The following is a 24,634-nucleotide window of genomic DNA, read 5'->3' on the forward strand; positions in this document are numbered from 1 at the left end:
CCGCCCCTCGGCGTCGTACTCGTAGGTGGACCATATGTCGTTCAACTGGTTGCCGGCCGCGTCGTAACTGACGGCAGTGCTTCCGATGCTCGTGAGTCGGTTCGTGCTTGAATTATAGCTCATCGCTGGGCACAAACCACCCCCCGAGCCCGGAACACACGTTCCGTTGCCGTACTGGTCGTAGCTGTACATCAGATCGTAGGCCGGACTCCCCGAAGCAACCGCATGCGTCAGCCGGTTCACGGCATCGTAACAATAAGTGAAGGTGTGGCTGTAACCCGGATTCACATTGTCCGTGTAGGTTTCACCCGTTATGCTGCCGTTGTCGCCCGCGCCTTGCGGTATCGTGCACGGCGGGTTGGAGTTTCCCGCATAAGTATAAGTCAGGGAATAATCGGCTGACAGGTTGCTCGAATTGCCCAGTTCCATCAGTACTGGCTGGAGCCGGCTGTTATACTGGCGCGTTTCCTGCGACTGCGCGCAGCCCTGGCCCCCGCACATCGTGCTGATGGCGCCCCAAGGCGTATAGGTGATGCTCGATACGGCCATATTCGCGCCGTACGTCAAGCTGGTTGGCCGCTGGTTCACGTCGATTCCCAGTCGATTCCCTGGTTCACGATGAATCCCGCCGGGTTTGTATAGCTCGTCACGTCATCCGCCAAGCGCAAATTGTCGAAATTTTCCGGAGATCTCATTTCTGGGGTGTTATAGATAAACTGGACAGCTTTGCTGAACGATTGCGGCCTTTGCGGACCCTGCGCACCGAATCGCCTGAACCAGGGTGGAGCACGCCAGGCCGATCACATGCCTAGTCCTTCCCCGGGGCCGATGCCCGTAACGAAACGAGTGCCGCAACCCTTTCAAGGCGGCAGGAAGTGTGTTAGCCTGATGGTTGTGCCGGGGCTGGCTATGAGGTCACACCCTTGCGCAATCGCTTATGGCCTCGATTGTGCCTTCGCTGCTCGCAGGAGACTTTGCCCGGCTGGGAGAATCACTGGGACTTATCGAGGCTCTGGGAGTGTCGTCCGTCCATATTGACGTCATGGATGGCCATTTCCGGCCCCAGATTTCTGTCGGGCAACCGGTCGTTCGCAGCATCCGAAAGGCGACCCGTTTGAAGGTGGACGTTCACCTGATGATTGAGCGCCCTGAGCGTTATATCGAGGACTTTGTTGAAGCTGGCACGGATTCCCTCGCAATCCACCTTGAGACAACCCAGAACATAAGCCTGGCCATTGGCGCGGCGCGAAAATTGGGAGTGAAAGTGGGCGTGGCCCTGAACGCTGCTACGCCGGTGGCAAGCTGCTTCGAAGTCCTGGAAGACCTCAATTTTGTAGTGGTGGAGACGGGGAGTGGAAGCCTTTTGCAGCGGTCCCTCAAAAGAGTGGCAACCTTCGTTAGGGCGCGCGAGAGCGCTGGATTGAAATTCGCCGTAGCGGCAGAGGGGGATGTCGGCGCCGGCGAAGCGGAACAATTATTACTTGCGGGTGTAGACATCCTTGTGGTGGGTCCAGCCATCTTTGATAGAAAAGGGCGTGGCGAAGCCATGCGCGCGCTAACGCAGGCATTGAGCGGTGGTTCCCCAGCTTTCGGGCAGGGAATCAAGTCCCGGGCCCAGTAACTTGGCTGCCGGTTGACAGTTTTGCACTTGGTGCGGGACCTCGAAATTTTCCAGGTTTGCGGGTTTTCACAAGGAAATCATGACAGATTGCTTGCGGCTTAGAGCACAGGACGCGACCCAGGAGGTGGCCGCGCGTGCCTGCATGCGCGGGATAGTTCGGTCGCGACCGCGCTGGATCGGGCTGCTTTCCCTATTGACTGTGGCCGTCATGACGCTGCCCGGTTGCGTTTTGTTTGTGCACAGAGGGCCAACGGACAACCTGCTCCCAACCGGCCAGCAGCCCGACAAGATTCTCTATGAAAAGTCCCTTGACGCCATAAACCACGGCCATTATGACGTTGGCCGGCTGACACTCCAGGCGCTGCTCAATACTTATCCCGACAGCGAATACCTCGCTAAAGCCAAATTGGCGATTGCGGATTCCTACTTTGAGCAGGGTGGGACCGCAGGACTTACCGAATCCGAGGCCGAGTACAAGGATTTCCAGACCTTCTTCCCGACAGCTCCCGAGGCGCCGATGGCCCAGTACCGAGTGGCCATGTCGCACTTCCGGCTGATGGGGAAACCCGACCGCGACCTGACCCAGATCCGGCTGGCCGAGGCGGAGTTTAAGGAATTTCTTCTGAAGTATCCTGACAGCGATCTGATGCCCCGCGCCAAGGCCCGATTGCGCGAGGTCCAGGAAGTCCTGGCTCAGGGTGAATTTGAGATTGCGCGATTCTATTTCGAAAAGCATGCCAATCCGGCAGCTGAGTCTCGCCTGCTGGAAATCGTGGACCATTATCCCTCGTTCAGCGAGGCGGATACGGCATGCTGGTATCTGGCGCAGACATACGAACGTCTGAAAAAGCCGAATGACGCTGTTCCGTATTACGCTCGGATTCTGACCGACTATCCGTTAAGCCCGATGGTATCGGGCGCCAAGGAGCAGCTTGTTGCAATGCACCAACCGGTCCCCAGGGCGAGTAGGGCGACCCTGGCGCGTGCCCACGCCGACGCTCTGCATGATTCTCGTCTGAGCCTGGTGGAGAAGGTCATGGGGACTTTCTCCAGTGCGCCTAACCTCGCTGCCACCCGGCATGGAGCTGTGGTCCTTACGAATCCCTCCAACAACCCGGTGATGATGGCAAAGAATCCCCAGCCCGGTGAGACTTCAGGAACTGCAATCGCTGTCCAGCCGGTGGGCGAGGAAGCCCTGAAGAGCGGCAAAGCCGTTGATCCCGCTGCTTCTGCGGACAATTCGGCGGTCGCCAAGGCGTCGCCCGATCCCAAAGCGAAGGATAAGGCTGCGGACAAGCCCGACGACGAAGCAAAGACAGCCACAGTCCCAAAGAAGAAATCAGGCCCCCTCCACATGTTTAAGATGGTTCTTAAGCCTTTCTGAACGTGTGGCTTAGCCATCCTTACTGCTTCACCCCGGCCCTGAAGAATCTCTGTTCAGGTTCTAGGCTCGCACTGGCAAAGTCTGGGGCCTTGGCCAAGAGGCCTCCGCCGAAGGCGCATCTCAACGAGTGCTCCATTTTGGTACAACTTCCTTCGGCGCCTTGGTATAAGAGATGCGGTGCCCGCAAGTTGACCGGCTCGCGGCCTGACGATATAGTAATCTAACCTTAAGCTTTACCAGTGACCTGTTAACGATCCGCACTTCCGGAGAGGCTTTTCAGTGCCTGGGATGCAGATCGGGTGCAACGGGGATTGGAGCGAGAGTGCAAACCGAGATCCCCAAGGTCTATTCCCCTGAATCCATTGAGCCTTACTGGGCACGGGTATGGGTTGAGAAGGAGCTCTACCGCCCGGCGGACGATCCTTCCTGTCCGCGTTTCAGCCTGGTGATCCCGCCGCCCAACGTGACCGGGTCGCTCCACATTGGGCACATGCTGGAACACACGGAGATTGACATCCTGATGCGTTGGCATCGCATGCGCGGAGAAGACGTTCTGTGGCTACCGGGGACCGACCACGCTTCCATTGCCACTCAAATGGTGGTGGAGCAGGAGATCGGACGCGAAGCTCTGCCGGAACTTGGGGGTCAAGCGTCGGCAACAGCTTCCTGGAGGCGCGAGGGCCGCCGTCTGCGGATTGAAATGGGCCGGTCGAAGTTCCTTGAGCGCTGCTGGCAATGGAAGGAACAGAGCGGCGGGAGGATCAGGAAGCAGATGGAGCGGCTGGGCGCTTCGGTTGACTGGACGCGCGAGCGTTTCACGATGGATGCCGAGTACTCGCGTGCCGTCTTCCAGGTATTTGCCCGGCTCTACAACGATGGTTTAATTTATCGGGGCACCTACATCGTCAACTGGTGCCCGCGTTGCGGAACGGCGGTGAGTGATCTTGAAGTGGCACACGAGGAGCGTGCCGGCAAGCTCTGGTACATCCGGTATCCGTTTGAAGACGGTCGCGACTACATCACTGTCGCAACAACGCGTCCGGAAACCATGCTGGGCGATACCGCCGTGGCAGTGAATCCCAAGGATGAGCGATACCGTCATGCCGTGGGCCGGAGACTGGCACTTCCGCTGCTCAAACGCGTCATTCCCATTGTTGCCGATGAATTTGTCGATCCGAACTTCGGGACAGGCGCGGTGAAAGTCACGCCCGCCCACGATCCCAACGACTTTGCCATCGCCGGCCGTCATAGCCTGCCGCAGTTGAAGGTTCTGGATGAAGAGGCGCGCATGACGGAGGCCGCCGGCCCTTACCAGGGACTCGATCGCTACAAAGCTCGGGAGCGCATCCTGGATGATCTTCGATTAGCCGGGCTCCTGGAGAGAGAAGAGGACTACGCTTTAAGCGTGGGCATCTGCAGCCGCTGCAAAACTGTGGTTGAGCCGATCCTGTCAAAACAATGGTTCATGAAGATGCAGCCTCTGGCCGGACCCGCCATCCGCGCGGTGGAGGAAGGCCGCATCAGGATTGTTCCCGAGAACTACCGCAAGATCTATCTGGACTGGATGTCCAACATTCACGACTGGTGCATTTCGCGCCAGCTCTGGTGGGGCCACCGCATCCCGGTCTGGACGTGCAGGCAGTGCGGCGAGGTGATTGTTTCGGAAGAGTCGCCGGCGACCTGCCCAAAGTGCGCGGGCAGAGATCTTCAGCCTGAGACCGATGTTCTCGACACCTGGTTCAGCTCGGCGTTGTGGCCGTTCGCAACGCTCGGCTGGCCGGAAGATACGGCCGACCTGCGCCGCTACTATCCCACCGACCTGATGATCATGGGCTTTGACATCCTGTTCTTCTGGGGCGCGCGCATGATCATGATGGGCCTGAAGTTCATGGATGACGTGCCGTTTCGCGAGCTCTACATCCATGCTCTGGTCCGCGACGCCGAACGACAGAAGATGTCAAAGACCAAGGGCAATGTGATTGACCCGCTCGAGGTGACGGAGCAATACGGAACAGATGCCGTCCGCTTTGCGCTGGCCATTAGCGCCGCGCCGGGCACCGACATCGCTTTCAGCTACGACAAGATTAAATCGTACCGCGCTTTTGCCAACAAAATCTGGAACGCCAGTCGTTTTATTCTGATGAACCTCGAGAAGCTTGCTCCGGAAGTCCGCACGCGCATCTCAGCCGCGACAAAAGCGGCTCCAGAGAATGGGTTTGGGCCTCTGCCAACAGCGCCGACCCTGGCGCTGGCGGACCAATGGATGTTTTCACGGCTGGCGGCCATCACAAAGGAAATTGAAGAGGCCCTGGCGGACTACCGCTTCCACGAAGCTTCCTTCAAGGTCTATCACTTCTTTTGGGGTGAGTTCTGCGACTGGTATCTCGAATGGATTAAGCCGGAAATCGCCAGGACGCTGGGCCCGGATGATTCCTGCAACTCCTGGGCGAACCTCCTGCTGATTTTCGAATCGGCGCTTCACCTGTTGCACCCGTTCATGCCGTTTATCACGGAAGAGCTCTGGCATCGCCTGCCCAATCGCGCCGATGAGGTATCAATTTCCCTCACGCCTTTTGCGCTGGTGAGTGCGCGGGCCGCGAATCCGGTTGCGGAAAAAGACTTTGAGAACATCCGCAGCCTGGTGGTGGCGGCGCGTAACGCCAAAGCGGAATCAGGTTTGCAGAAAGAAAATGTCGGGGCGCGAACGGCGAGTGAAGATGCGGCGATTCTTGACCTTTTCAATGTTCACCGGCAAACCGTTCTGAGGCTGGCCGGGCTTGAATCGCTGGAGACCGTTTCCGGGGGGCTTGAAGGGGGAATCCCCGTGACCTCCGCATTTGAATTTCAGCTTGTCCACCACAAGCAGGTTGACGATGACGTCGAGCGTGCGCGGCTCGGCAGGGAAAAGGAGAAGTTGGAAGGGGCATTGTTTCGCGTGAAAAAGCAGCTCGAAAACAGAAGCTTTCTGGATCGCGCGCCCGAGGATGTTGTTCGGAAGACCGAAAACCATCGCGCCGAGCTTGAAGTTCAATTTCAGAAAGTTGTTGAGTCTCTCGAAAGGCTGGGATGACCGCGTGGCGGGAATGAATCAAGGCCATTCTGCATCGCTCGACGAGATGGTGTCAGGCCTTCCTGTGCAGCAGGTCCGCAGGGTCGTGTCCCGCGCCCTGGTTGAAGACCTCGGCGACGGCGATTTGACCACCAGCCTGACTGTCCCTGAGACGGCCAAGGCGCGGGGGACGTTCTATTCCAAGCAGCCTTTGGTGGTGGCCGGGCTTCCCGTGGCGGCAGAAGTTTTTAGAATGCTGGAACCGGACTACGAGTGGAAGGCCGTGACATCGGACGGCACCGCCGTGCTTGCGGGTGAGCCATTGGCCACGGTGGAAGGAAAAGCCGCCACACTGCTCTCCGGCGAACGCGTGGCGTTGAATTTTCTTCAACGCTTGAGCGGAATCGCGACCCTTACACGGAAATTCAAAGACCAACTGCGAGGGCTGAAGACGGAATTGCTGGACACCCGCAAGACCTCTCCGGGCCTGCGAATTCTTGAGAAGTACGCTGTCAGCATGGGCGGCGGGACGAACCACCGGATGGGGCTCGATGACGGAATCCTGATCAAGAACAACCATATTGCGATTGCGGGCGGCATCGGTGCCGCAATCCAGCGGGTGCGGCCGGGACGTCCAGCCCGGATGCCGATTGAGGTCGAGGTCCGAACTCCCCAGGAGCTTGAAGAAGCGATTGGCGCTGGCGCCGATCTTGCCCTGCTGGACAACATGTCGCCCGGCGAAGTGGCGGAGTGCGTCAGCCTGGCCCGAGGGCGCGTGCTGCTGGAAGTATCAGGCGGCGTGAGTCTTGAAAACGTGCATGCCTACGCCGAGACAGGCGTTGACAGAATTTCCGTTGGCGCGCTGACGCACTCGGCGCCTGCCGTTGATATCCATTTCCTGATTGAGCCTTTTTAAGTGGAACCGGCGCGCTCCGGCGCGCGAGCGGCTTTGGGCAAGGGCGCCCGGTCCATGCGCCATGGGGAACAGGCATGAGCCTCGGAACCACAGATCACAAGATCGATCGACTGGTCCACCTGCTGGTCAAGAACGCGACCGTGGTGGTGCCCGGGCCCAAGATCGCCTCTGAGATTGGCGTTTCAAGGTCCACGGTGTGGGAGTGGATCGAAAAACTGCGCGAACTGGGCGTTGCCATCAAGGGACATGCAAGCCACGGCTACCAGCTTGAGAAATTGCCCGATGTTCTCGTGCCGAGCCTGGTGCGGGCTGAACTCCCGAACGCAGAAATCGGGCATAAGGTCATCCACTACTTTCGCACTGATTCGACCAACAGCGCAGCACTCGAATTGGGCGCCCAGGCTGCGCCTCATGGCACGGTGGTCATCGCCGAAGAGCAGACAGCCGGGCGGGGGCGGCTGGGGCGGAAGTGGTATTCTGAAAAATCCAGCGGGATCTATGCTTCAATTATCTTGCGGCCGCCGCTCGCCCCAGCGGCTGCGCCTGTCCTGACCCTGCTGGCGGGCGTTGCCGTGCACAGCGCTGTGCGTTCGGCCACCGGCCTCGGTGGCGACATCCGCTGGCCCAACGATCTGCTGGTGAATGGCAAAAAAGTTTGCGGAATTCTCACGGAGATGAGGGCTGAAGTTGACCGCCTTCACATGGTGGTACTGGGCATCGGCATCAATGTGAATCAGAGCTCGATGCCGGAAGAGCTTCGGGAAATCGCGACATCGCTCGCGCTTGAAGGGGGGCGCCACTACTCGCGGCTGCACATCCTGGTGGAATTGCTTCGCGACGTCGAACGTTACTATCATATGCTTTTGAATGAAGGCAACCCGGCCATTGTTCGGGAGTGGTCGGCGGCCTCGAGCTATGCCGATGGAAAGCGCGTCCGCGTGAACGCCGGCGGGTGTGAATATTCCGGCGTCACTTCGGGCCTTGATGCGAGCGGCGCACTGAAGGTCCGTCGCGATGACGGCCGGCAGGGGCTGCTGGTGGCAGGCGAGATCACCGAACTGAGATAGCCGCGCCTTCGCCCTTGCTGTCCAGGACGCTTTCGTACCGAGCAGGAACACCATGCTTCTCGTCATTGATGCTGGCAACACGAATACATGTCTAGGGGTTTTCAAAGAGCGCGAGCTGTTCGCCCAGTGGCGCCTTTCCACCCATCGTGAGCAGACGGCCGACGAATACGGCATCCTCAGCCGGAACCTTCTCACGCTGGGCGGCATCCAGCCTGGCGAGATCAAAGCCGTGATGGTGTCGAGCGTGGTCCCCACGCTCAATCCGGTGATTCAGGAGATGGCTGAGCGGTACTTTCACGTCAAGCCGTATTTTCTGGGCCCAGGGGTACGTACCGGAATGGCCATCCACTATGACAACCCGCTGGAGGTGGGGGCCGACCGCATTGCCAACGCCGTTGCGGCATTTGAAAAATGCGGTGGTCCGTGTATCGTGGTGGATTTCGGCACAGCCATCACTTTCGATGCCGTCTCGGAAAAGGGCGAATATCTGGGCGGGGTGATCGCGCCGGGAATCGGTATTTCAGCCGAAGCACTGTTTGCACGCGCCGCCCGCCTGCCGCGCGTCGAGATTCGCGAGCCCGAACGCGTTATCGGCGCCAACACGGTCTCCAGCATGCAGTCGGGACTCTTCTACGGGTCCGTGGGCCTTGTGGACGGGGTGCTTGACCGCATGTGCGCTGTGATGGGCGCCAAAACGCGCGTGATTGCCACGGGAGGCCAGGCCGAATTGCTGGCTTCTGCCTTGAAACACAAGCCTCCGGTGGACCCGTTCCTGACGCTCGAAGGGCTTCGGATCATCTACGAACGAAATGCTTCATCCGCTCATCGCAAATAACATTGGAAAATTACTTTAACTACTTCACCGAAATTGAAGAGTGCTTCCAGCGGGCGCGCGGCTCCACGACTTTGCTTTCCACGCTGGACTGGGCGCTCATCGAATCATGGAAGGACGCGGACATTCCACTGGAGGCCGTGCTGACCGGGATTGAGCGCACCTTTGAGAAGTATCATAAGCGGCCGAAGCGGTTCCAGAAAGTCAACAGCCTGGCTTACTGCTCGCAGGAAGTTCTGCGCGCCGCCGAACAGGCCGACAGGGCTGGGGTCGGCGCTGCGCAAGCAAAGGCGGGGGGCGACGAGCCGGTCTTCGTAAGGGATGACGTCGCCGCTTTTCTTAGCCGCAACCGGGAGGTCCTTGAGCGTGCGGCGGCATCACAGGAGGCCGGGGGCGAGAGCATTCTGGCCCTGGACTTCCGCGAGGCAGCAAAAACTCTCGGCGAGATTGCATCCAGCGATGCCGATTGGGGGCGCGATCCTGAAAGCCTTGAACGGCAACTGACGGCGCTGGAAGACAAGCTTTCTGCTTCTCTCACGCGCGCCGCGCCGGTCAAATTGCTCACTGCCTTCCGGGCGGAGATGGACCGCGCCATGGCGCCCTATCGCAGGAACCTTGGAAGAGGCGAGACGGAATCTTTGGAGCGACAATTCATCAAGAAGGGTCTTTTTGAACATTACAACCTTCCGCGGCTGAGTTTGTTCTATATGTAAAGCCGGTTGCGATTTGTAGTAACGGCTTGCCCTCAAGTCTTCTGCTAAAGGATCATTCGTGTCATTTGAATTTTCCCCGCAAAAGCTGGTGTATGGCGGCGAGGCCCTTGGCCACGCGGAAGGGCGCACCGTGCTTGTGCCGCGCGCGCTGCCAGGCGAGCGGCTGGAAGTGGAAACCGTGCGCGTCGCCAAAGGCGTTATCCACGCCAGACCCTTGCGCATCCTCGAGAGTGCTGCCGAGCGCGTCAGTCCTCCCTGCCCGTATTTTGGCCGATGCGGCGGGTGTCATTATCAGCATCTTGCGGTTGAACACCAGGTGCGGTGGAAATCGGAGATTGTGCGCGAGACCCTGAAGCGAATCGGAAAAATCACATGGGACGGAGACATCATCGTCCATCAGGCGGGTCCCTGGAATTATCGAAATCAGGCCCAACTGAAGGTGGGCGAAAACGAATCCGGCGAAGTTGAAGTGGGATTTTTCGAGGGCGAGTCGCACCGGCTTGTGCCGATTGACGAATGCCTGATCCTCTCGCCGCGCCTGAACCAGGTGCTGGGCCAGCTTCGCCGGCCGGAGTGGGCTACGAGGCTGCGAGGCTGCCGGGAAGTTGAGCTGCAAGTCAACGATCAGGACAATCATGTCCGCATCACCTTCCACGGAAACCCCGAGGCAGGCGATCATGAATCGCTGGCGAAGGACCTGATCGGGGAATTTGACGGCGTTGTGGCCGTGGCCTTTCTTGACGGGAGAGAGCCGCAAGTGTTCGGGCCATCTGACTTCATTTACCACGTGGGCGAGTTCGGATATCAGGTCAGCGCCGGCGCTTTCTTTCAGCCTTCCAGAAACCTGCTTCCGGAACTGGTGAACGCTGTGACGGATGTGCCTGGCGGAGAACTGGCGATTGATCTTTACGCGGGCGGAGGCTTGTTTACGCTTCCGCTTGCCCGGCGGTTCCGGCAGGTGATCGGCGTGGAGTCGCATCCTGCGGCGGCGAGCGACCTCAAAGCGAATGCGGCAAACTACGGGTTGGAAAACGTTCGCGCGGTGGGGCAGCCGGCGGCAGATTTCCTTCGGCGGTTTGCGCAGACCCGGCCCGGCCTTGTGGTGCTTGACCCGCCCCGCTGCGGCGCCGGAAAATCCACTCTGAAATATCTGGTTGATTTGCAGCCGCAACGTGTTCATTATGTTGCGTGTCATCCGCCCACCTGGGCGCGTGACTTGTCTTGCTTGCTCAGCATGGGTTATCGGCTGGAAGGGGTTGAAATGTTCGACTGCTTCCCGCACACCTATCACATCGAGTGCCTGGCGCGTCTGGTTTGTCAGGACCCTGTGGCCTGATGAAGAGTCCGTTGCTGATCGTGGCGGTTTGCTTTGCGCTCGGCATCCTGGCCGCGCGCGCGCTGGCCCCCGGCTTTGATGACATCTGGCTGCCGCTTGCCGCCGCTTCCGCCTGCCTTCTGATTGGCCTTGTATCTCTTCGCCAGGACTGGATTCCACTCTCCGTCTGCATGGCGCTCGCGGGTTTTGTGCTGGCGGGCATGGCGGCCGGCGCCGCGTTTCAATACCGGTTTTTGCCCAACGACATTCACAACCTCGCCGGCTGGGGCGCGGACCTCAACAAGGAAGTGGAAACGGAGGGCGTGATTGCCAGCAACCCGATTCGCGGCGATAACAGTTACAGGTTTGAGCTGGAATGCCGGAGGGTCGAAATCAGCGGCGAGTGGCGGCGGGTGCGGGGAAAAATCCAGGCCCGGTTGTTCACACCCGCCGATGCGCAAAGCTGGGCGACGGTCGAAGCGATGGATCTGCGATACGGCGACCTGGTCCGGGCGCCCGTCCGGTTTGAAAAGCCCTACGTTTACCGCAACCCCGGGAGCTTTGATTTCCGCTGGTGGCTGGAAGCGGTCGAAGACATTTCATGGGAAGGCAACATCAGGAATCCGCGCGCCGTGCAGAAACTTTCCGCAGCACAGGCGTCTCGTTTTGCCATGCTGGTCGCGAATGTCCGGCGGCGCCTGCTGCGAGGGATTGACCGCCTGTACCCATCGTGGTCGCCTGAGGGGCGCGTGGGCGCGGTGCTGAAAGCTGTACTTCTGGGTGACCGATCATCGCTCGATTCCGATACCGTGGAGAATTTCAGGCAGTCGGGGTTATATCACTTGCTGGTGATTGCCGGACTCCATGTGGGCCTGCTGGCGTCTATCATTCTCTTCTTTCTTTACCGTTTTCGAGTGGGAGAATCCTGGAGGGCGGCATGCCTCCTCATTTTTCTGGGAGGTTATTCACTGCTGGTCGAACAGCGTGCTCCCACGCTGCGTGCAACCTTGATGATCGCGGCTTACGTGCTGGCCCGCTATGTTTATCGTGACCGGTCGGCATTGAACGCGGTCGGACTTGCGGCGTTGGTCTTGCTGTTTCACCGGCCCGCATGGCTTTTTGAGGCAGGATTCGAGCTTTCTTTCTCCGCTGCACTGCTGATTGCCGGGCTGGCGCTTCCCATCCTTCAGCGCACGACGGTCCCTTACCGAAACGCACTGTTTGGGCTGAAAGAATTGGACCGTGACATCAATTTAGCGCCGCGCCATGCTCGGTTTCGGGTGGAGCTTCGCATGATGATCGGCTGGCTCAAAGCGCAATCGTCATGGCTCGAGAGGCATCCGGCGCTTTGCGAGAACGCTGTCACCATGCCGCTCCGGATTGCTCTGTGGGCGGCAGACCTGGTGTTGTTTTCGGCGGTCCTTCAGGTGGGGCTCATGATGCCCATGGCGGAGACTTTCCATCGAATCACCATTGTTGGAATCGGCCTGAACACGATTGCATTTCCGCTGATGACTGTGCTGCTGGCGCTGGCGTTGCCCACGGTGGCGCTTGCCGCGACACTGCCGGCGCTGGCCGTGCTGCCAGGGAAGCTGCTTTTCTGGATCACGAGCGGCCTGCTGGCCCTCACCGAATTTCGCGGCGCACCCCTGTGGATGTCTTACCGGATTCCGGGACCGCCTTTCTGGGTTGTCCTGGGCTTTGCGCTTGCGGCAATCGCCTCCGCACTGACATTGGGCCGACGCCGGCGTCCTTTCTTCGTCTCCGTCTGCCTGTTCATAACCTTTGCCGGGCTGGTGGTTTCGTATCCGTTTGCTTCGAACCTGCCGAAAGATCAGCTTGAGGTGACGGCCCTTGATTGCGGACGAGGTGAAGCGCTTTTCAGCGTGCTTCCTGACGGGACCACGCTCCTGGTAGATGCCGGAGGCCGGGAGCAGTTTGGTTCGGAGGCCGGGCGCTGGAACCCGGGCGAAGAGATTGTTTCTCCCTACCTTTGGTCGCGCGGCATTAAGAAAATCGACATCGCAGTCCTTGGCGAAGGGAGCGATGAAAACATCCAGGCCATGACGGCAATCCTCCACAATTTCAAGGTCCGTGAACTGTGGCGCAGCCCTCGCAATTCTGGTCCGGACACTCGCTCTCTGGTTGACGCCGCGCGTGAACGGGGCGTTCAGATTCGGGACCTGGCGCCGGATACCGGCGAGGACCCCGGCACAACAGCAATTCAGGTCCTATGGCCCCGCGCTGTTTCGGGCAGCTCGCTGTTGCCCTTCCGCGACAGGGCGCCCGTGCTGCGCGTTGCGGGGCCGGCCGGAAGCTTTCTCTTGCAGGGCGCGACGGACGGACGGGTGGGACGGATTCTGGCAGAATCGGTGAACGACCTTTCCAGCGACGTACTGGAATCTTCACGGCCGCTGTCAGAAATCTTCTCTCAAAAGAAATTTGTGGAGCTGGTGAAACCTGCGGTTGTGTTGCAAGCCGGTGGTCGTAATCAGGACCGGCTGGCGAGAGGGGTCTTGCACATTGGCGCTCACGGCTCGGTTGACGTGCCTGTGCTCACAACGGCCAGGGAGGGGGCCATTACAATTGACATGAAGAAGTCAACTCTCACCGTCCGATGCTACGGCACTGCCAGGGAATTCCACTGGCCGCGTCCGAAGGGCCGTGCGGCGGACTTTTCCGGCCTATAATGGTGTTGTGGGGCGCGCTCTTCGAGTGAGGTGATGGTGCCGACCGAGGCGGAAATCCAGGAAGAGGCCAGGAAAGTCCGGCGGCTTCAGTTGGTGATGGACCTGGTGACGAGCACGCTCCAGCAGGAGGACATGCCGGTTGAGCAGGCCTCTGAACTGATTGCCGCCACCCGCCAGTTTGCCCTCAACCTTTTCCCCGACAAGGGCCACACCTTCGATCTTATCTACCGGCCGCGGCTGCAACGCATATTCGCCGAGAAATACAAGGTGGTTTGAGTCATTTTGCGTTTTGGCCGTTCTCAGCTTTGTCGGCAGGGGCGTAGCCGGGAGGCGCTGGTGAAATGGAAGTCAGCGTCCCTGTAATGGCGCCGACTTTGAGCGAAGCCCTGATTCGCAGGGGAAAGTGATACTCGTCGTCACTGAACCAAATCACAATCTTTCCCTTCCTGTTCTCGTAGAGATTTCCGAAAACGGAAGGTTCCACGCGCAAGGCTTCACGGTCCCCCAGAGGAGTCTGGATTTTCTTCCGTCCCGTTACTGCCGCCACCACGACCTTCGTTTTTGAGCCGTCGTTGATAGCCAGTTTGATGTTCTGGCCCACGTGCAGAGGCTGGCTGCGAACATAGTAGAAGGCCGTAATGATGTCCTGGGCGCAGGGCGGAATCTGGTGCTCTTCGTGCTTTTGAGGTCTGTCCCCGCCTCCCGCATCGCGTTCATCCAGAATTGCCAGCCCGCGTTTGCTGTCGAACGTGATCTTGGTAATTTTGTGACGGCTGCCTTCGTTGATCTGTTTGGAGATCTCGATGGAACAGACCGTTTCCGGATTAAACACGGACTGAAATTTGTCCTGGACCTTGTACAGGAGCGAGGCGAATCCCTGCGAATCGGCGGTGGTCGTGACCCTGTAGAAATCGTCGCCGTTTTTTTCGCGGCTGAGAGTGGCCGTGACTTTTCCGGCGGGAAAGACGGACCAGCTTACGTCGAAGGTCAATTTTTCACCGGGGCCGTAAGCCTGGGGCTTTTTTTCGACAGGCTGCGCGCTGCTGTCGAACGCAACCAGGGCGAGGAAGAGAGCAAGCGCAATGCGGGGCTGAAAGCGTGTCATACCGGGGTTAGGGGCCTCATCTCCAAAGGAGCAACCTGCACCCTCTAACGTAACAGCATTTTTGCCGCCAGGAAAATAACTCCGGCCAGATAGCCAAGCGCCGCTTCATACTCACGGTTCCGGCGATAGCGTTTCCATTCGAACTTTGTACGCGAGGGCTTCAAGCGCCTGCGCAAGGGGAAAAATAGCGGAACAGCAGCGGAGTAATTCTCAAATTCCTGGCCAAAGCGCCGGCGCAGATTTCTCTCTTCGCGGCGCATCACGGGACCATAAACCACGAGGAAAAAGATGAGAAACACGACGCCCAGCGCCCATTGAGCGCCGGCAAGGACCAGTCCGAGGCCGATCAGCAGGCTGCCTAAATACAAAGGATTGCGCGTATAGGCGTAGGGCCCGCCGGTGGCCAGGCTCTGATCTTTTTCCACGTGGCCTGCGGCGAAGGCGCGGATGCCCAGGCCTGCGAGGGCCACCAGGGACCCGGAGATCAGCAGCGGCAACGTCGGCTGGGCGAAAACCAGATACGCGATGCCCAGCGCAAATCCAAACGGCACGCGCCAGCGCGCCACAAAGGCCGAGAAATCATGATCCATTTTCGGTCCTCAACCGTTGCAGCGCCGCGTTGACAACGGACCCCACGCTGACTCCTTCGAGAAAGTTCAAGTCCTTGGACTGGTTCCCGTGCCCGGCTGGCCTGGGTCCGCACAGGATGATGTCTGAAGGGTTGAACGGGCCATTGCGCTCGGGAGTGTTGCGGGTATCGGCGGCGTTGAAGATGGCCACGATGGGTGTCCCGGCCGCTGCGGCAAGGTGCAGCGGTCCGGTATCTCCGCCAATCAGGAGCCTGGCTTCACGCGCCAGCGCAATGAACCGCAGAAGCGTCGAGGGAAACCACTTCGCGCGCGGCGTATGGGCGCGTGCAATGATTTCGCGCGCCACATCCTCTTCCTGGGGCGGGCCGGTAATCAGAAAATCAAGCGCCACCCGCCCGGCCAGCGCGGAGACCGCCTCGGCATAGTGTTCTGGAGGCCAACGCTTGGATTTCCATCCTCCGCCGGGATTGATGATGATGTAATCTTTTGTCCCGAGCCGCTGAAGTTCTGCGCGGACCCCCTCCCTGTCCGCAGGCCGATCGGGCAGGGAAAACTCCCAACTGGAGGTGCGCGCTCCGAGGGGTTCCACCAGTGACAGATTGATCTCGATGATGTGCGTGCGGTCCTTTGGAGATACTCGCTGCGTGTAGAGTAATGCCGCCAGCGGTTCGCGCAGAAACGCCCGCGACAGGCCAAACCGCTTGCTTGAATGGCTCAGCCACGCGAAGATGGCGGACTTCATCAGGCCCTGAAAATCGATGACGGCGTCATATTGGCATTCACGAAGCGCCTGGAAGCCCTGCATGATTTCCGTCATCACTCTGCCGGAAGCCGGGTCTTTTCTCCAGCCGAGAGTATCGAGCCTGATCAGGCGGCTGATGAAAGGATTTCCGGTGAGAAGCTCTGCGAAGCGGTCCTCCACCGCCCAATGGATCTCCGCCTGCGGGTGCGCGCGGCCCAGCGCCGCCACGGCGGGCAGAGTGTGGACAATATCTCCAATTGAGCTGAGGCGAACCACAAGGAAGCGCTGACGGGATTCCGGCATTTTCATTCAGATCGAAGTGGACGAATCGGAATGGCGACTGGCTTTGATCATCCTTTTCGGAGCGTTATTTTTCCACTTTGTTGAGTTGGGCGATGCGCGCCAGCAGATCGCGGGTTGAATGGCTTTTGGGATCGCCCACAATCACCACACGCCCACCCCAACTCCGGACCACCTCGCGCTCCGGAACGGTCGCCTCCGTGTAGTCGGTCCCCTTGCAATGAACATCGGGCCGCAGGTCGCGCAAGATCCCCGCGGCGGTCGCATCATCAAAGATGACCACGTAATCAACGCATTCCATCGCCGCCAGCAGTTCGGCGCGCGCTTCTTCAGGCAGCAGCGGCCGGCCTTTGCCTTTCAGTTCTCGCACGGAGCGGTCACTGTTGACGCCCACGACCAGCGCGTCGCCCTGCTGCCGCGCCCCTTCGAGATACCGGACATGCCCAACGTGCAGAAGGTCAAAGCAGCCGTTAGCGAACACGACCTTTTGCCCGGTCTGTCGGAGGCGCTCGCCGAGCGCCGAAACTTCCGTGCGGGGAACCATCTTGCCCGTCATGCGTTGCGTATGGCCTCCTTCAGTTCGCGTGCGGTGACGGTGGCAGTCCCGCGCTTCATAACCACCAGTCCGCCCGCGCAATTCGCCAGCAGGGCGGCAATCGTAAAATCGGCGCCTGCCGCCAGCGCCAAAGTAAAAGTTGCCCCGACGGTATCGCCCGCTCCCGTCACATCGACTGCCTGATCGGACCCAAAAACCGGAATCAGTTGTGGCTTTCGGCCCTGCTGAAACAGCGCCATTCCGTCGCGGCCGCGGGTAATCAGAAGGGCCTTCAGGGACTGCCGCTCGAGCATCGCGCGCCCCAGTTCAAAGAGCAGGTCGAGATTGTTACCGATGCTCCTGCCGAACGCCGCCTCTACTTCGGGCTCGTTGGGAGTCGCGGCAGTGACTTGCGCATAGTCTCCGAGCGCGTAGCGCGAATCCACCACCACCGGCACACGCGCGGCCTCGATTCGGCGCTGGAGTGCTGCAACTGCGGATGCATCCGCCGCTCCATATCCGTAATCGGCCACCAGAACTCCGGCCTTGCCACTTAGCAGGCGCGCGGCCTGACGGCTGACGCGCCTTCGCAATTCGTTTCGGTTATCTTCGGACGGCTCGCGATCGATACGGACAATCTGCTGGCGCTGCCAATGGCTGAGCCCGCCGAGAATGCGCGACTTGGTCGGCGTGGTATAGCCCTCGACGCGCAGAAGGCCGCGCGTCGGAACGCCTCTGTTTCTGAAGTATTGGAACAGCGCCTCGCCGGCAGGGTCGTCGCCGATCAGTCCCACCGGCGTGACTCGAGCGCCCAGGTCGGCCAGGTTATTCGCGGCATTGGCTCCGCCGCCGGGCACAATCCGGCTATCGCGCTGTTTCAGAATCAGGACCGGCGCTTCGCGCGACACCCGCGCAATTTCCCCGTAGACGAATTCATCGGCGACCATATCGCCAAGCACGAGAACGTGCTGCCGAGAGAATCGCGCAATGGTCGCCAGCAAGGTCGAACGGAATTTGCGAGTGAGATTCATGAGCGGATTGATTGCGTGGCGCTTCCGGCGGCTGCGGGAGCATTCAATTCCTTCACAACGAGTCTTGCCGCTTCCAGCAGGTCTTGGGCGATCAGGTCCGGCATGCGTGGCCAGTTCTGGCGGCGGTATTCATATTCCCCGCGACCGTAGCCCGTCATCAGCAGAACGGTTCGCGCTCCAATGTTGAATCCCATTTGCATGTCGCGCCAGGTATCGCCCACCACGTAGGAGGCGCCGAGATCGATGCCAAATTGCTCCGCCGCTTGCTCAGGCATGCCGGTCCCGGGTTTGCGGCAGCGGCATTCCTGCCGGTATTTTTCGATGGCCGCGCCGGGATGGTGCGGGCAGAAATAGAAGGCGTCCATACTCGTGCCGGCTGCCTGAAGCGCTTCCTGGACCATCCGGTGGACCTGGTGTACGATCTCCTCGGTAAAGTAACCCCGACCGACGCCTGACTGGTTGGTGACGATGATCACCGGAAGGCCGGTGGATTTCAGCAGACGGACCGCCTCGGGGGCATACGGGTAAATCCTTGCGCGGCTGATATGGTTGATATAACCAACCTCGTCGGTGACGGCGCCGTCACGGTCCAGAAAAATCGCCGGCCGGAGTTCCATGCCGCAGTCCCGTGGCCCGGTGTTTCGCTCTGCTGCTTTACGATAGAGTTGCGGGCCGTTCATGGGTCACTCCAAATTCCTTCACCAATCCCAGGGCAGTGCGATGGACTTCATCAACCGTCACGCCCTTCATGCACCGAAAGTCGATGGGGCACTCGCGCAGTCCACAAGGGCTGCAGGCAACCGGATGCCGAACCACCCTGGCCAGCGGGCTGACCGGCCCGGTGGCATTTTCGTCCGTCGATCCGAAGATGGCGACCACCGGCAATCCCAGCGCAGCCGCCAGGTGCATGGGGCCGGAATCGTTGGTGATCACCAGCCGGCATTGTACCAGCAGCGCCATCAACTGGCGCAAGGTGGTTTCTCCCGTCATGATCACCGGCGTGTGGCCCATGCCATGAGCAATTTCTTCCGCCAGCGGCTTTTCAGCAGGCGAGCCGAAGATCAACACGTCGGCGTTGAGCGCTCCAATCAGCCGGTCCGCCAATTTCGCGTAGCGGTCCAGCAGCCAGCGCTTGGCTGGACCGAAGGCGGCGCCGGGCGTGAGACCCACAAGAAAGCGCGGCCCGCCCAATCCGAGGCTTTTAACCTGCCTTGCCGCCCAGGTCTTCTCGCTGTTCTCGACGTCCAGCCTGATGGTTTCCACCGGTGCAACTCGATCCACCAGGCCCGCGCGGAACAGCAGTTGCAGATAATAGTTGCTCTGGTGGCCGTAGAGCGCCGGCGAAGGAACGGGAACTGAATCGGTGAGCAAAATGCCGCGGCCTTCAAGTCCGTAACCGATGCGAACGGGAATGCGCGAGCGCCAGGCCATCCAGGCGGCGTGGAAAGCGTTCTGGAAGAGAACGGCCATGTCAAAACGTTCGGCGCGAATCTGCTCCACCAGTTTCGAAAGGCCGCGCGGGCCGTGATTTTCGCCCGCCGCATCGTACACGATCGACCGGTTGACGGCAGGATGATGGAGATAAAGGTCCGCTACCCAGGGCTTGACCACCAGCACGATTTCAGCCGCCGGAAACCGCTCACGGAGGGCCTCCAGCGCGGGCAGTGACATCACCCCATCCCCCACCCAGTTGGTTGCTCGGACCAGAATCTTTTCGGGATTCAGAACCCTGCTCTTGCGCATAAATCGACGGCCTCGAAACCAAACGTTCGGCCCAGGGCACGACCTATGATCCTACCCGGTTTCGCTCGATGCCTGCCAGAAGTACTTGTTCGAATTTTTCCGCCTCGGAGATTTCCGCCCGGACTGCGCAAGCCAGTAGCGGAAGACCGAACTCCAATTGGACCGGAAGGTTCATCAAGTCCTTTTCGGTGGTGAGAAAAGCCGTTGCACTTTTTTTGCTGGCGGCCAGGTTGATGCGCCGAATGTCTTCCTGCGTATAGACGTGATGGTCACGGAACGCGACTTCGGCAACCGGATTGAAGCCCCACCGCCGCAGATCAGCAAAGAAGGCCGCCGGGTTGCCAATGGCGCAAAAAGCGCAGACCGGCCTGCCGCGATAATTCTCAGCTTCGACGGCCTGCCCGCTGGGCGCTTCAATCAGGCTGTGCAGCCGCGTCTCGCAGGCGAAAATCGGCGCACTGGCGTTGACTTGCCTCACCTGCTTCTCGATTGCAGCGGGATCACGGATTTCCGTCCGGGTCAGGATGATGAGGTCCGCGCGCGACAGGGCCCCCACCGGCTCGCGCAGGCGTCCGGCAGGCAGCACGGCGTCCTCTAGAACATTCTGAGTCGCGTCGATGGCCACCAAATCGACGTCGCGCGAGAGAGAGAGGTGCTGGAACCCGTCATCGAGGATATGGACACCCACCGCAAAGCGTTCTTCGGCAAACTGCCCGGCGCGAAAACGGTCGGCACAAACAATGATGGAGACCTGCGGGAGCGCGCGGGCCAGCAGCGCAGGTTCATCGCCTACGGCGCGCGCGTCAGCACCGTTTTGCGATTGAGGCCCCAGAGCGACGAGCTCGGCTTGCCGTTCACGGCGGTAGCCTCGCGTGAGGATGGCGGGTTTGTGGCCATGGCGAAGTAGAATCTCAGAAATCAGCACGACCAGCGGAGTCTTGCCGCTTCCTCCGACAGTGAGATTGCCCACGCTGATGACGGGACGGGAAAGGCGCCTGGACTTCAGCCAGCCCCGCTCGAAGGCCCGGCGGCGTAAGCGCGCTCCGGCGCCATAGAGACCGGCAAGCGGCAAGAGGGAACGGTTCATCGGGCGGCCCGGGACAACGGCGCAGCGGTCGTTTGCGGGTGGCCAAGCCAATCCTCCATCTGGTTCAGAATGCGCGTGGCGGCGCCAGACTGCTGGGTAATCACCTCTTTCGCTTTTTCGCCCATCCGGCGGGCGTCGGCCGAGCGGTCGAGCAGGCCAAGCACAGCCTCGACCAATTGATGGGAGTCGGCCACTTGCATGGCGCCGCCTGCGCTAAGAAACAGGCTGGCCACATCCCGAAAGTTATGCATATGGGGGCCAAACAGAATCGGCTTCCCCCAGAAGGCGGGCTCGACGATGTTGTGGCCGCCGGTTGGGACCAGGCTGCCTCCGATAAACACAATGTCTGCCAATCCCACGATTTCTGCGAGTTCTCCGATGGTGTCGAGCAGCAGGATCTCTGCCTGGGAGACGCGACGGCCAATTTCTTCATCACTCTCTGGAAGGTGCGTCCGCCGAACGGCATTCACCTGCTGCGCCTGCAACAGCGCAGCGACCTCGTCAAATCGCGCAGGATGTCGCGGCGCCAGGACCATGAGCGCGCGGGGGTGCTTCCGGCGGATGCTCTGCCAGGCTTCGAGCACCAGCGGTTCTTCTCCGCGCATCGTACTGCCGGCCACGATGATCGGGCTTCGATCCTCTCCCGCCAGAACGTTTCTCATTTTCAGTCCAAAATTTCCGAACTCCGGGGCCTTCGCATCAAATTTGAGATTACCGGATACGGCGACGCGATCAGGATGGGCGCCCAGCGCCTTGAAACGTTCGGCGTCGGTCTCGGTCTGGGCGCAGATTCGGGTGACGTTCTCCAGCACGCAGCGCATGAAAGGACGGCCCAGCCGGTAGCCGGGAAATGACCGGTCAGAGATACGCGCGTTCACCAGAATCGTCTTGCACCCCGACTCACTGGCGGTCTTCAGCAGGTTGGGCCACAGTTCGGTTTCAACGATGACAAGGACCGAGGGGCGAATCTGCTGCAGCACGCGGCGCACGGCCCACTTCCAGTCAAAGGGCAGGTAAAACTGGCCGGCAACGCGTGGCAGTTTTTTTTCGGCGGCTTCCCGTCCGGCTGCCGTCACGCTGCTCAGAAAGATTTTCCGGTCCGGATAGCGATCGAGAAGGTGCTTCACCAGGCCGGCGACGGCCAGCGTTTCGCCCACCGACACGGCGTGAATCCAGATTGCCCCCGTGGCTTGCTGGCGGAAATCGGCGGGAAGCTTGCCCAGCCTCTCGCGCCAGGCTGCAAGCTCTTTTCTTCCCCTGTGGCGCCAAATGTAGTAGGGCGCCATCAGGACCAGGCCGAGGCTGAACAAAATGCTGTACAGTCGGTACATGCGAGGATAAGGGCAGCGTGGGAGCCTGCAATCGAACCCAGAGGCAATTATAGGTTGAAACGGCAAGAATCGCTATCGAAACCAGGTCGCTGGCGGGTTGCTGGACGTTGGAAGGAGGGCATTTGCGCTGAGAATCAAGATGGTGGAGGGACGCCACCCGATGGCGCCCCTCCTTGTTGCCTGGGCCCGTGCGTTGCTACTTCTTGTAGTATTCAGCGTTCTTCGCCGTAAAGCTTTGCCATTTTTCCGGCAGGTCGTCCTGAGGGAAAATTGCTGAAACGGGACACACCGGAACGCAGGCCCCGCAATCGATACACTCCACAGGGTCGATATAGAGCATTTCCGATTCTTCAAAGTTTGCCTCGTCTTTGCGAGGGTGGATGCAATCCACCGGGCAAACGTCCACGCAGGCGGTGTCTTTCGTACCGATGCAAGGCTCCGCGATTATATAAGCCATTCTAGCTTCCTCCGCAATTGTTTCCGAGGCGCTGATTCGCACCCCGTCTTAATTTAAATTAGTTGGCACGCGTGAAGAATGCGACGACTTAAGTCGGCATCCGGGCAGGAGCGAATACACCCTCCCAAACCAATTGGCCATTATACCCCGGATCAGGACAATACCTTGCCGCTTTTGCACGCCGAGATTAGGATGTGATTGTGCTTATGACCGGGCTTGATGCCATCGCGACGCTGCGGCGTGTCCCCTTCTTTGCCGTTCTCGGTGAAGAGGAACTTCGCCGTCTGGCCGGCCATTGCGTCGTCCGATTTCTCAACAAGGAAGAACTTCTGTTCACCGAGGGAGACCCCTGCGAAGGCATGTACGTCGTGCAATCAGGGGCGATCAAGCTGTTCAAAATGGCGGACACGGGGCGCGAACAGGTCTTGGTGATCGAGCGAGCAGGTTCGACGGTGGGGGAACTTCCAGTTTTTGATGGTGGCAACCTGCCGGCCTCCGCGGCGGCGCTCGAGGATTCCAGCCTGCTCTTTCTTCCTAAGCGGGAGTTACTTGAGCTGTGCCGGCGGAACTCCGAGGTTGCTTTCGCTGTCATACGCTCGCTGGCGTGGCGGTTCCGCTACATGGCCTCTCTGGTGGAAGAGTTGTCGCTCAAGGAAGTCAGCCACAGGCTGGCGAGATTTCTGCGCGACCGGGCGCTCACTGCGGGAACGCGGACGCGGCGGGGCATCGAATTCCCGCTGGAGGAATCCAACCAACAGATCGCTGCTGAAATTGGCACGGTCCGCGATCTGGTTTCCCGAAATCTGCGGCGCCTGGTCGATCGCAAAATTATCAAAATGGAGCGACGGAGGGTGATTGTGCTGAACATGGCTGACCTGGAAGAGCAGATTGCAGGGAGCAAACGCGCTTCGGGATAGCGCCGCCGAAATCGCGGGTCCCTGGCGTCGTCCTGCCATAATTTTGGCTTTCTCGATCTGCTGCCCAACCGTCTGCCAGGTCATTTCTGTCTTGCCATCACCTGCTGCCTGCCCGTACTCTATATGACTGTTTTCATCCAATGAGGTATGAGCGTGAGCGCAAAAGCACCGCGTCTGGTAGTCTTCACCGAGCGAGAAGAGGGCCCCGTCTGCGGACTCGATGAGAAAGTGATCCGAGATGCTGGCGGCGCACTTCACTATGGCAGAGCGGGTAGCCTGGCTGATCGCGTCGCCCTGGCAAAGCCCGCCAACGTTCTGATCGCAAGCACCGCCCCGATGCGGCGCGAATTTCTGCTGCAGCTCCCGCAGTTGAAGGGGATCGTACGACTCGGCATCGGAGTGGACTCGGTTGACCTCGACGCCGCCACCGACCTGGGAATCGTGGTGGCGAATGTGCCGGTGTTCTGCCAGGATGAGGTGGCCGAGCACGCCCTGGGGTTGCTGCTGGCGGTGACGCGCAAGATCGTTCTGGCCGACCGCCTCACGCGCCAGGGGAAGTGGGTTGTTGGGATTCAAGAAAGGATGCTCCCCATGCGGCGGCTGAGGGGCCAAACACTGGGCATGGTCGGATTCGGCCGGATTGCGCAAAGACTCACGGGCATGGCCCAAGCTTTAGGCCTGCGGGTCATTGCTGCAGACCCTTACGTGGCGCCGGAGATTGCCCAGGCCGCCAGGGTGGTCCTGATGCCGCTTGCGGAACTGCTTCCCCAAGCCGATATTGTGTCTCTCCACGTCCCGCTAACCTCTGAGACTCGCGGGCTGATCAACGCCGACGCTTTCGCGCTGATGAAGCGAGGCGCCATCCTCATCAACACTGCGCGCGGCCCGGTGGTGGATGAAGTCGCGCTGGAAGAGGCGCTGGCGGACGGCGAGCTGGGCGGCGCAGGCCTCGATGTTCTTGAAACGGAGCCACCCAATATTCCCCATCCGCTGCTCGAATTCGACAATGTTGTGTTGACGTGCCATTACGGCTCCTGCAGTTTTGAGGCTTATGCCGATTTGCGCCGCAGCGTGTCGGAACAGGCGGCCCAGATCCTTCGCGGTGAATTTCCCCGGCACCTTGTGAATTCCCGGGTGAAGGACCTGCCTCAGTGCAGGCTGCGGAATCCAGGAACGCAAGCGCAGGGCGCGCGGAGTTAATCCCAGGTA

23 protein-coding genes are annotated in these 24,634 nt (G+C 60.0%); 12 read left to right on the forward strand and 11 right to left on the reverse strand.

Annotated elements, in window-relative coordinates; translation table 11 throughout:
* Window positions 1–588 (reverse strand): hypothetical protein (locus VFQ24_13750; GenBank protein ID HET9179416.1); only part of this gene is annotated, 588 nt, incomplete at its 3' end.
* Between the two features lie 349 nt (window positions 589–937).
* Here VFQ24_13750 and VFQ24_13755 point away from each other — a divergent pair.
* The 10 genes from VFQ24_13755 to VFQ24_13800 all read left to right on the forward strand — a co-directional run bounded on the left by VFQ24_13755 (window position 938) and on the right by VFQ24_13800 (window position 13,863).
* Window positions 938–1,621 carry a ribulose-phosphate 3-epimerase gene (locus VFQ24_13755; GenBank protein HET9179417.1) on the forward strand — a complete coding sequence of 228 codons (684 nt, stop codon included), beginning with the start codon at window positions 938–940 and terminating at the stop codon, window positions 1,619–1,621.
* A 142-nt stretch (window positions 1,622–1,763) separates the two neighbouring features.
* A complete protein-coding gene (locus VFQ24_13760; GenBank protein ID HET9179418.1) occupies window positions 1,764–3,005 on the forward strand; it encodes an outer membrane protein assembly factor BamD in 1,242 nt (413 codons plus the stop codon).
* A 322-nt stretch (window positions 3,006–3,327) separates the two neighbouring features.
* The gene (locus tag VFQ24_13765) at window positions 3,328–6,075 is read left to right on the forward strand and encodes a valine--tRNA ligase (GenBank protein HET9179419.1); all 2,748 of its coding nucleotides are present in this window, start codon (window positions 3,328–3,330) and stop codon (window positions 6,073–6,075) included.
* Between the two features lie 13 nt (window positions 6,076–6,088).
* On the forward strand, window positions 6,089–6,970 hold the full coding sequence (nadC, locus tag VFQ24_13770; protein ID HET9179420.1) for a carboxylating nicotinate-nucleotide diphosphorylase: 882 nt from the start codon (window positions 6,089–6,091) through the stop codon (window positions 6,968–6,970).
* 74 nt (window positions 6,971–7,044) lie between these two features.
* Complete coding sequence (locus tag VFQ24_13775; GenBank protein ID HET9179421.1) at window positions 7,045–8,037, forward strand: biotin--[acetyl-CoA-carboxylase] ligase; 993 nt, start codon at window positions 7,045–7,047, stop codon at window positions 8,035–8,037.
* Window positions 8,038–8,089: 52 nt separating this feature from the next.
* Window positions 8,090–8,872, forward strand: a complete 783-nt coding sequence (locus VFQ24_13780; protein HET9179422.1) for a type III pantothenate kinase — start codon at window positions 8,090–8,092, stop codon at window positions 8,870–8,872.
* Window positions 8,873–8,874: 2 nt separating this feature from the next.
* A complete protein-coding gene (locus tag VFQ24_13785; protein HET9179423.1) occupies window positions 8,875–9,582 on the forward strand; it encodes a hypothetical protein in 708 nt (235 codons plus the stop codon).
* Window positions 9,583–9,640: 58 nt separating this feature from the next.
* Entirely contained in the window at window positions 9,641–10,918 is a 1,278-nt protein-coding gene (locus tag VFQ24_13790) for a class I SAM-dependent RNA methyltransferase (protein ID HET9179424.1), read from the forward strand.
* A complete protein-coding gene (locus tag VFQ24_13795) occupies window positions 10,918–13,587 on the forward strand; it encodes a ComEC/Rec2 family competence protein (GenBank protein HET9179425.1) in 2,670 nt (889 codons plus the stop codon). The genes VFQ24_13790 and VFQ24_13795 overlap by 1 nt, the downstream gene beginning before the upstream one ends.
* 33 nt (window positions 13,588–13,620) lie before the next feature.
* The gene (locus VFQ24_13800; GenBank protein HET9179426.1) at window positions 13,621–13,863 is read left to right on the forward strand and encodes a hypothetical protein; all 243 of its coding nucleotides are present in this window, start codon (window positions 13,621–13,623) and stop codon (window positions 13,861–13,863) included.
* A 1-nt stretch (window position 13,864) separates the two neighbouring features.
* Here VFQ24_13800 and VFQ24_13805 read toward each other — a convergent pair whose 3' ends face one another.
* From VFQ24_13805 to VFQ24_13850, 10 genes are all read right to left on the reverse strand, one after another.
* Complete coding sequence (locus VFQ24_13805) at window positions 13,865–14,692, reverse strand: DUF3108 domain-containing protein (protein HET9179427.1); 828 nt, start codon at window positions 14,690–14,692, stop codon at window positions 13,865–13,867.
* Between the two features lie 44 nt (window positions 14,693–14,736).
* Complete coding sequence (locus VFQ24_13810; GenBank protein ID HET9179428.1) at window positions 14,737–15,282, reverse strand: methyltransferase; 546 nt, start codon at window positions 15,280–15,282, stop codon at window positions 14,737–14,739.
* A complete protein-coding gene (gene waaC, locus VFQ24_13815) occupies window positions 15,272–16,327 on the reverse strand; it encodes a lipopolysaccharide heptosyltransferase I (GenBank protein ID HET9179429.1) in 1,056 nt (351 codons plus the stop codon). Before waaC ends, VFQ24_13810 begins: the two co-directional genes overlap by 11 nt.
* Window positions 16,328–16,391: 64 nt before the next feature.
* The gene (gene rfaE2, locus VFQ24_13820) at window positions 16,392–16,880 is read right to left on the reverse strand and encodes a D-glycero-beta-D-manno-heptose 1-phosphate adenylyltransferase (GenBank protein HET9179430.1); all 489 of its coding nucleotides are present in this window, start codon (window positions 16,878–16,880) and stop codon (window positions 16,392–16,394) included.
* A complete protein-coding gene (locus tag VFQ24_13825; protein ID HET9179431.1) occupies window positions 16,877–17,890 on the reverse strand; it encodes a bifunctional ADP-heptose synthase in 1,014 nt (337 codons plus the stop codon). The genes rfaE2 and VFQ24_13825 overlap by 4 nt, the downstream gene beginning before the upstream one ends.
* Window positions 17,887–18,570 (reverse strand): HAD family hydrolase, encoded by a 684-nt coding sequence (locus VFQ24_13830; GenBank protein ID HET9179432.1) that lies wholly within the window; start codon window positions 18,568–18,570, stop codon window positions 17,887–17,889. The genes VFQ24_13825 and VFQ24_13830 overlap by 4 nt, the downstream gene beginning before the upstream one ends.
* Entirely contained in the window at window positions 18,545–19,633 is a 1,089-nt protein-coding gene (waaF, locus tag VFQ24_13835) for a lipopolysaccharide heptosyltransferase II (protein HET9179433.1), read from the reverse strand. Before waaF ends, VFQ24_13830 begins: the two co-directional genes overlap by 26 nt.
* 43 nt (window positions 19,634–19,676) lie before the next feature.
* Complete coding sequence (gene lpxK / locus VFQ24_13840; protein HET9179434.1) at window positions 19,677–20,720, reverse strand: tetraacyldisaccharide 4'-kinase; 1,044 nt, start codon at window positions 20,718–20,720, stop codon at window positions 19,677–19,679.
* On the reverse strand, window positions 20,717–22,051 hold the full coding sequence (locus tag VFQ24_13845; GenBank protein ID HET9179435.1) for a 3-deoxy-D-manno-octulosonic acid transferase: 1,335 nt from the start codon (window positions 22,049–22,051) through the stop codon (window positions 20,717–20,719). The genes lpxK and VFQ24_13845 overlap by 4 nt, the downstream gene beginning before the upstream one ends.
* A 196-nt stretch (window positions 22,052–22,247) precedes the next feature.
* Window positions 22,248–22,508 carry a ferredoxin family protein gene (locus VFQ24_13850; protein ID HET9179436.1) on the reverse strand — a complete coding sequence of 87 codons (261 nt, stop codon included), beginning with the start codon at window positions 22,506–22,508 and terminating at the stop codon, window positions 22,248–22,250.
* A gap of 206 nt (window positions 22,509–22,714) precedes the next feature.
* Here VFQ24_13850 and VFQ24_13855 point away from each other — a divergent pair, with 206 nt between their 5' ends.
* Together VFQ24_13855 and VFQ24_13860 are read left to right on the forward strand one after the other, a co-directional pair.
* Window positions 22,715–23,425, forward strand: a complete 711-nt coding sequence (locus VFQ24_13855) for a Crp/Fnr family transcriptional regulator (protein ID HET9179437.1) — start codon at window positions 22,715–22,717, stop codon at window positions 23,423–23,425.
* A 153-nt stretch (window positions 23,426–23,578) separates the two neighbouring features.
* A complete protein-coding gene (locus VFQ24_13860) occupies window positions 23,579–24,625 on the forward strand; it encodes a C-terminal binding protein (protein HET9179438.1) in 1,047 nt (348 codons plus the stop codon).
* Window positions 24,626–24,634 lie beyond the last annotated feature (9 nt).

The organism is Terriglobia bacterium (assembly GCA_035712365.1).
GTDB lineage: Bacteria > Acidobacteriota > Terriglobia > UBA7540 > UBA7540 > SCRD01.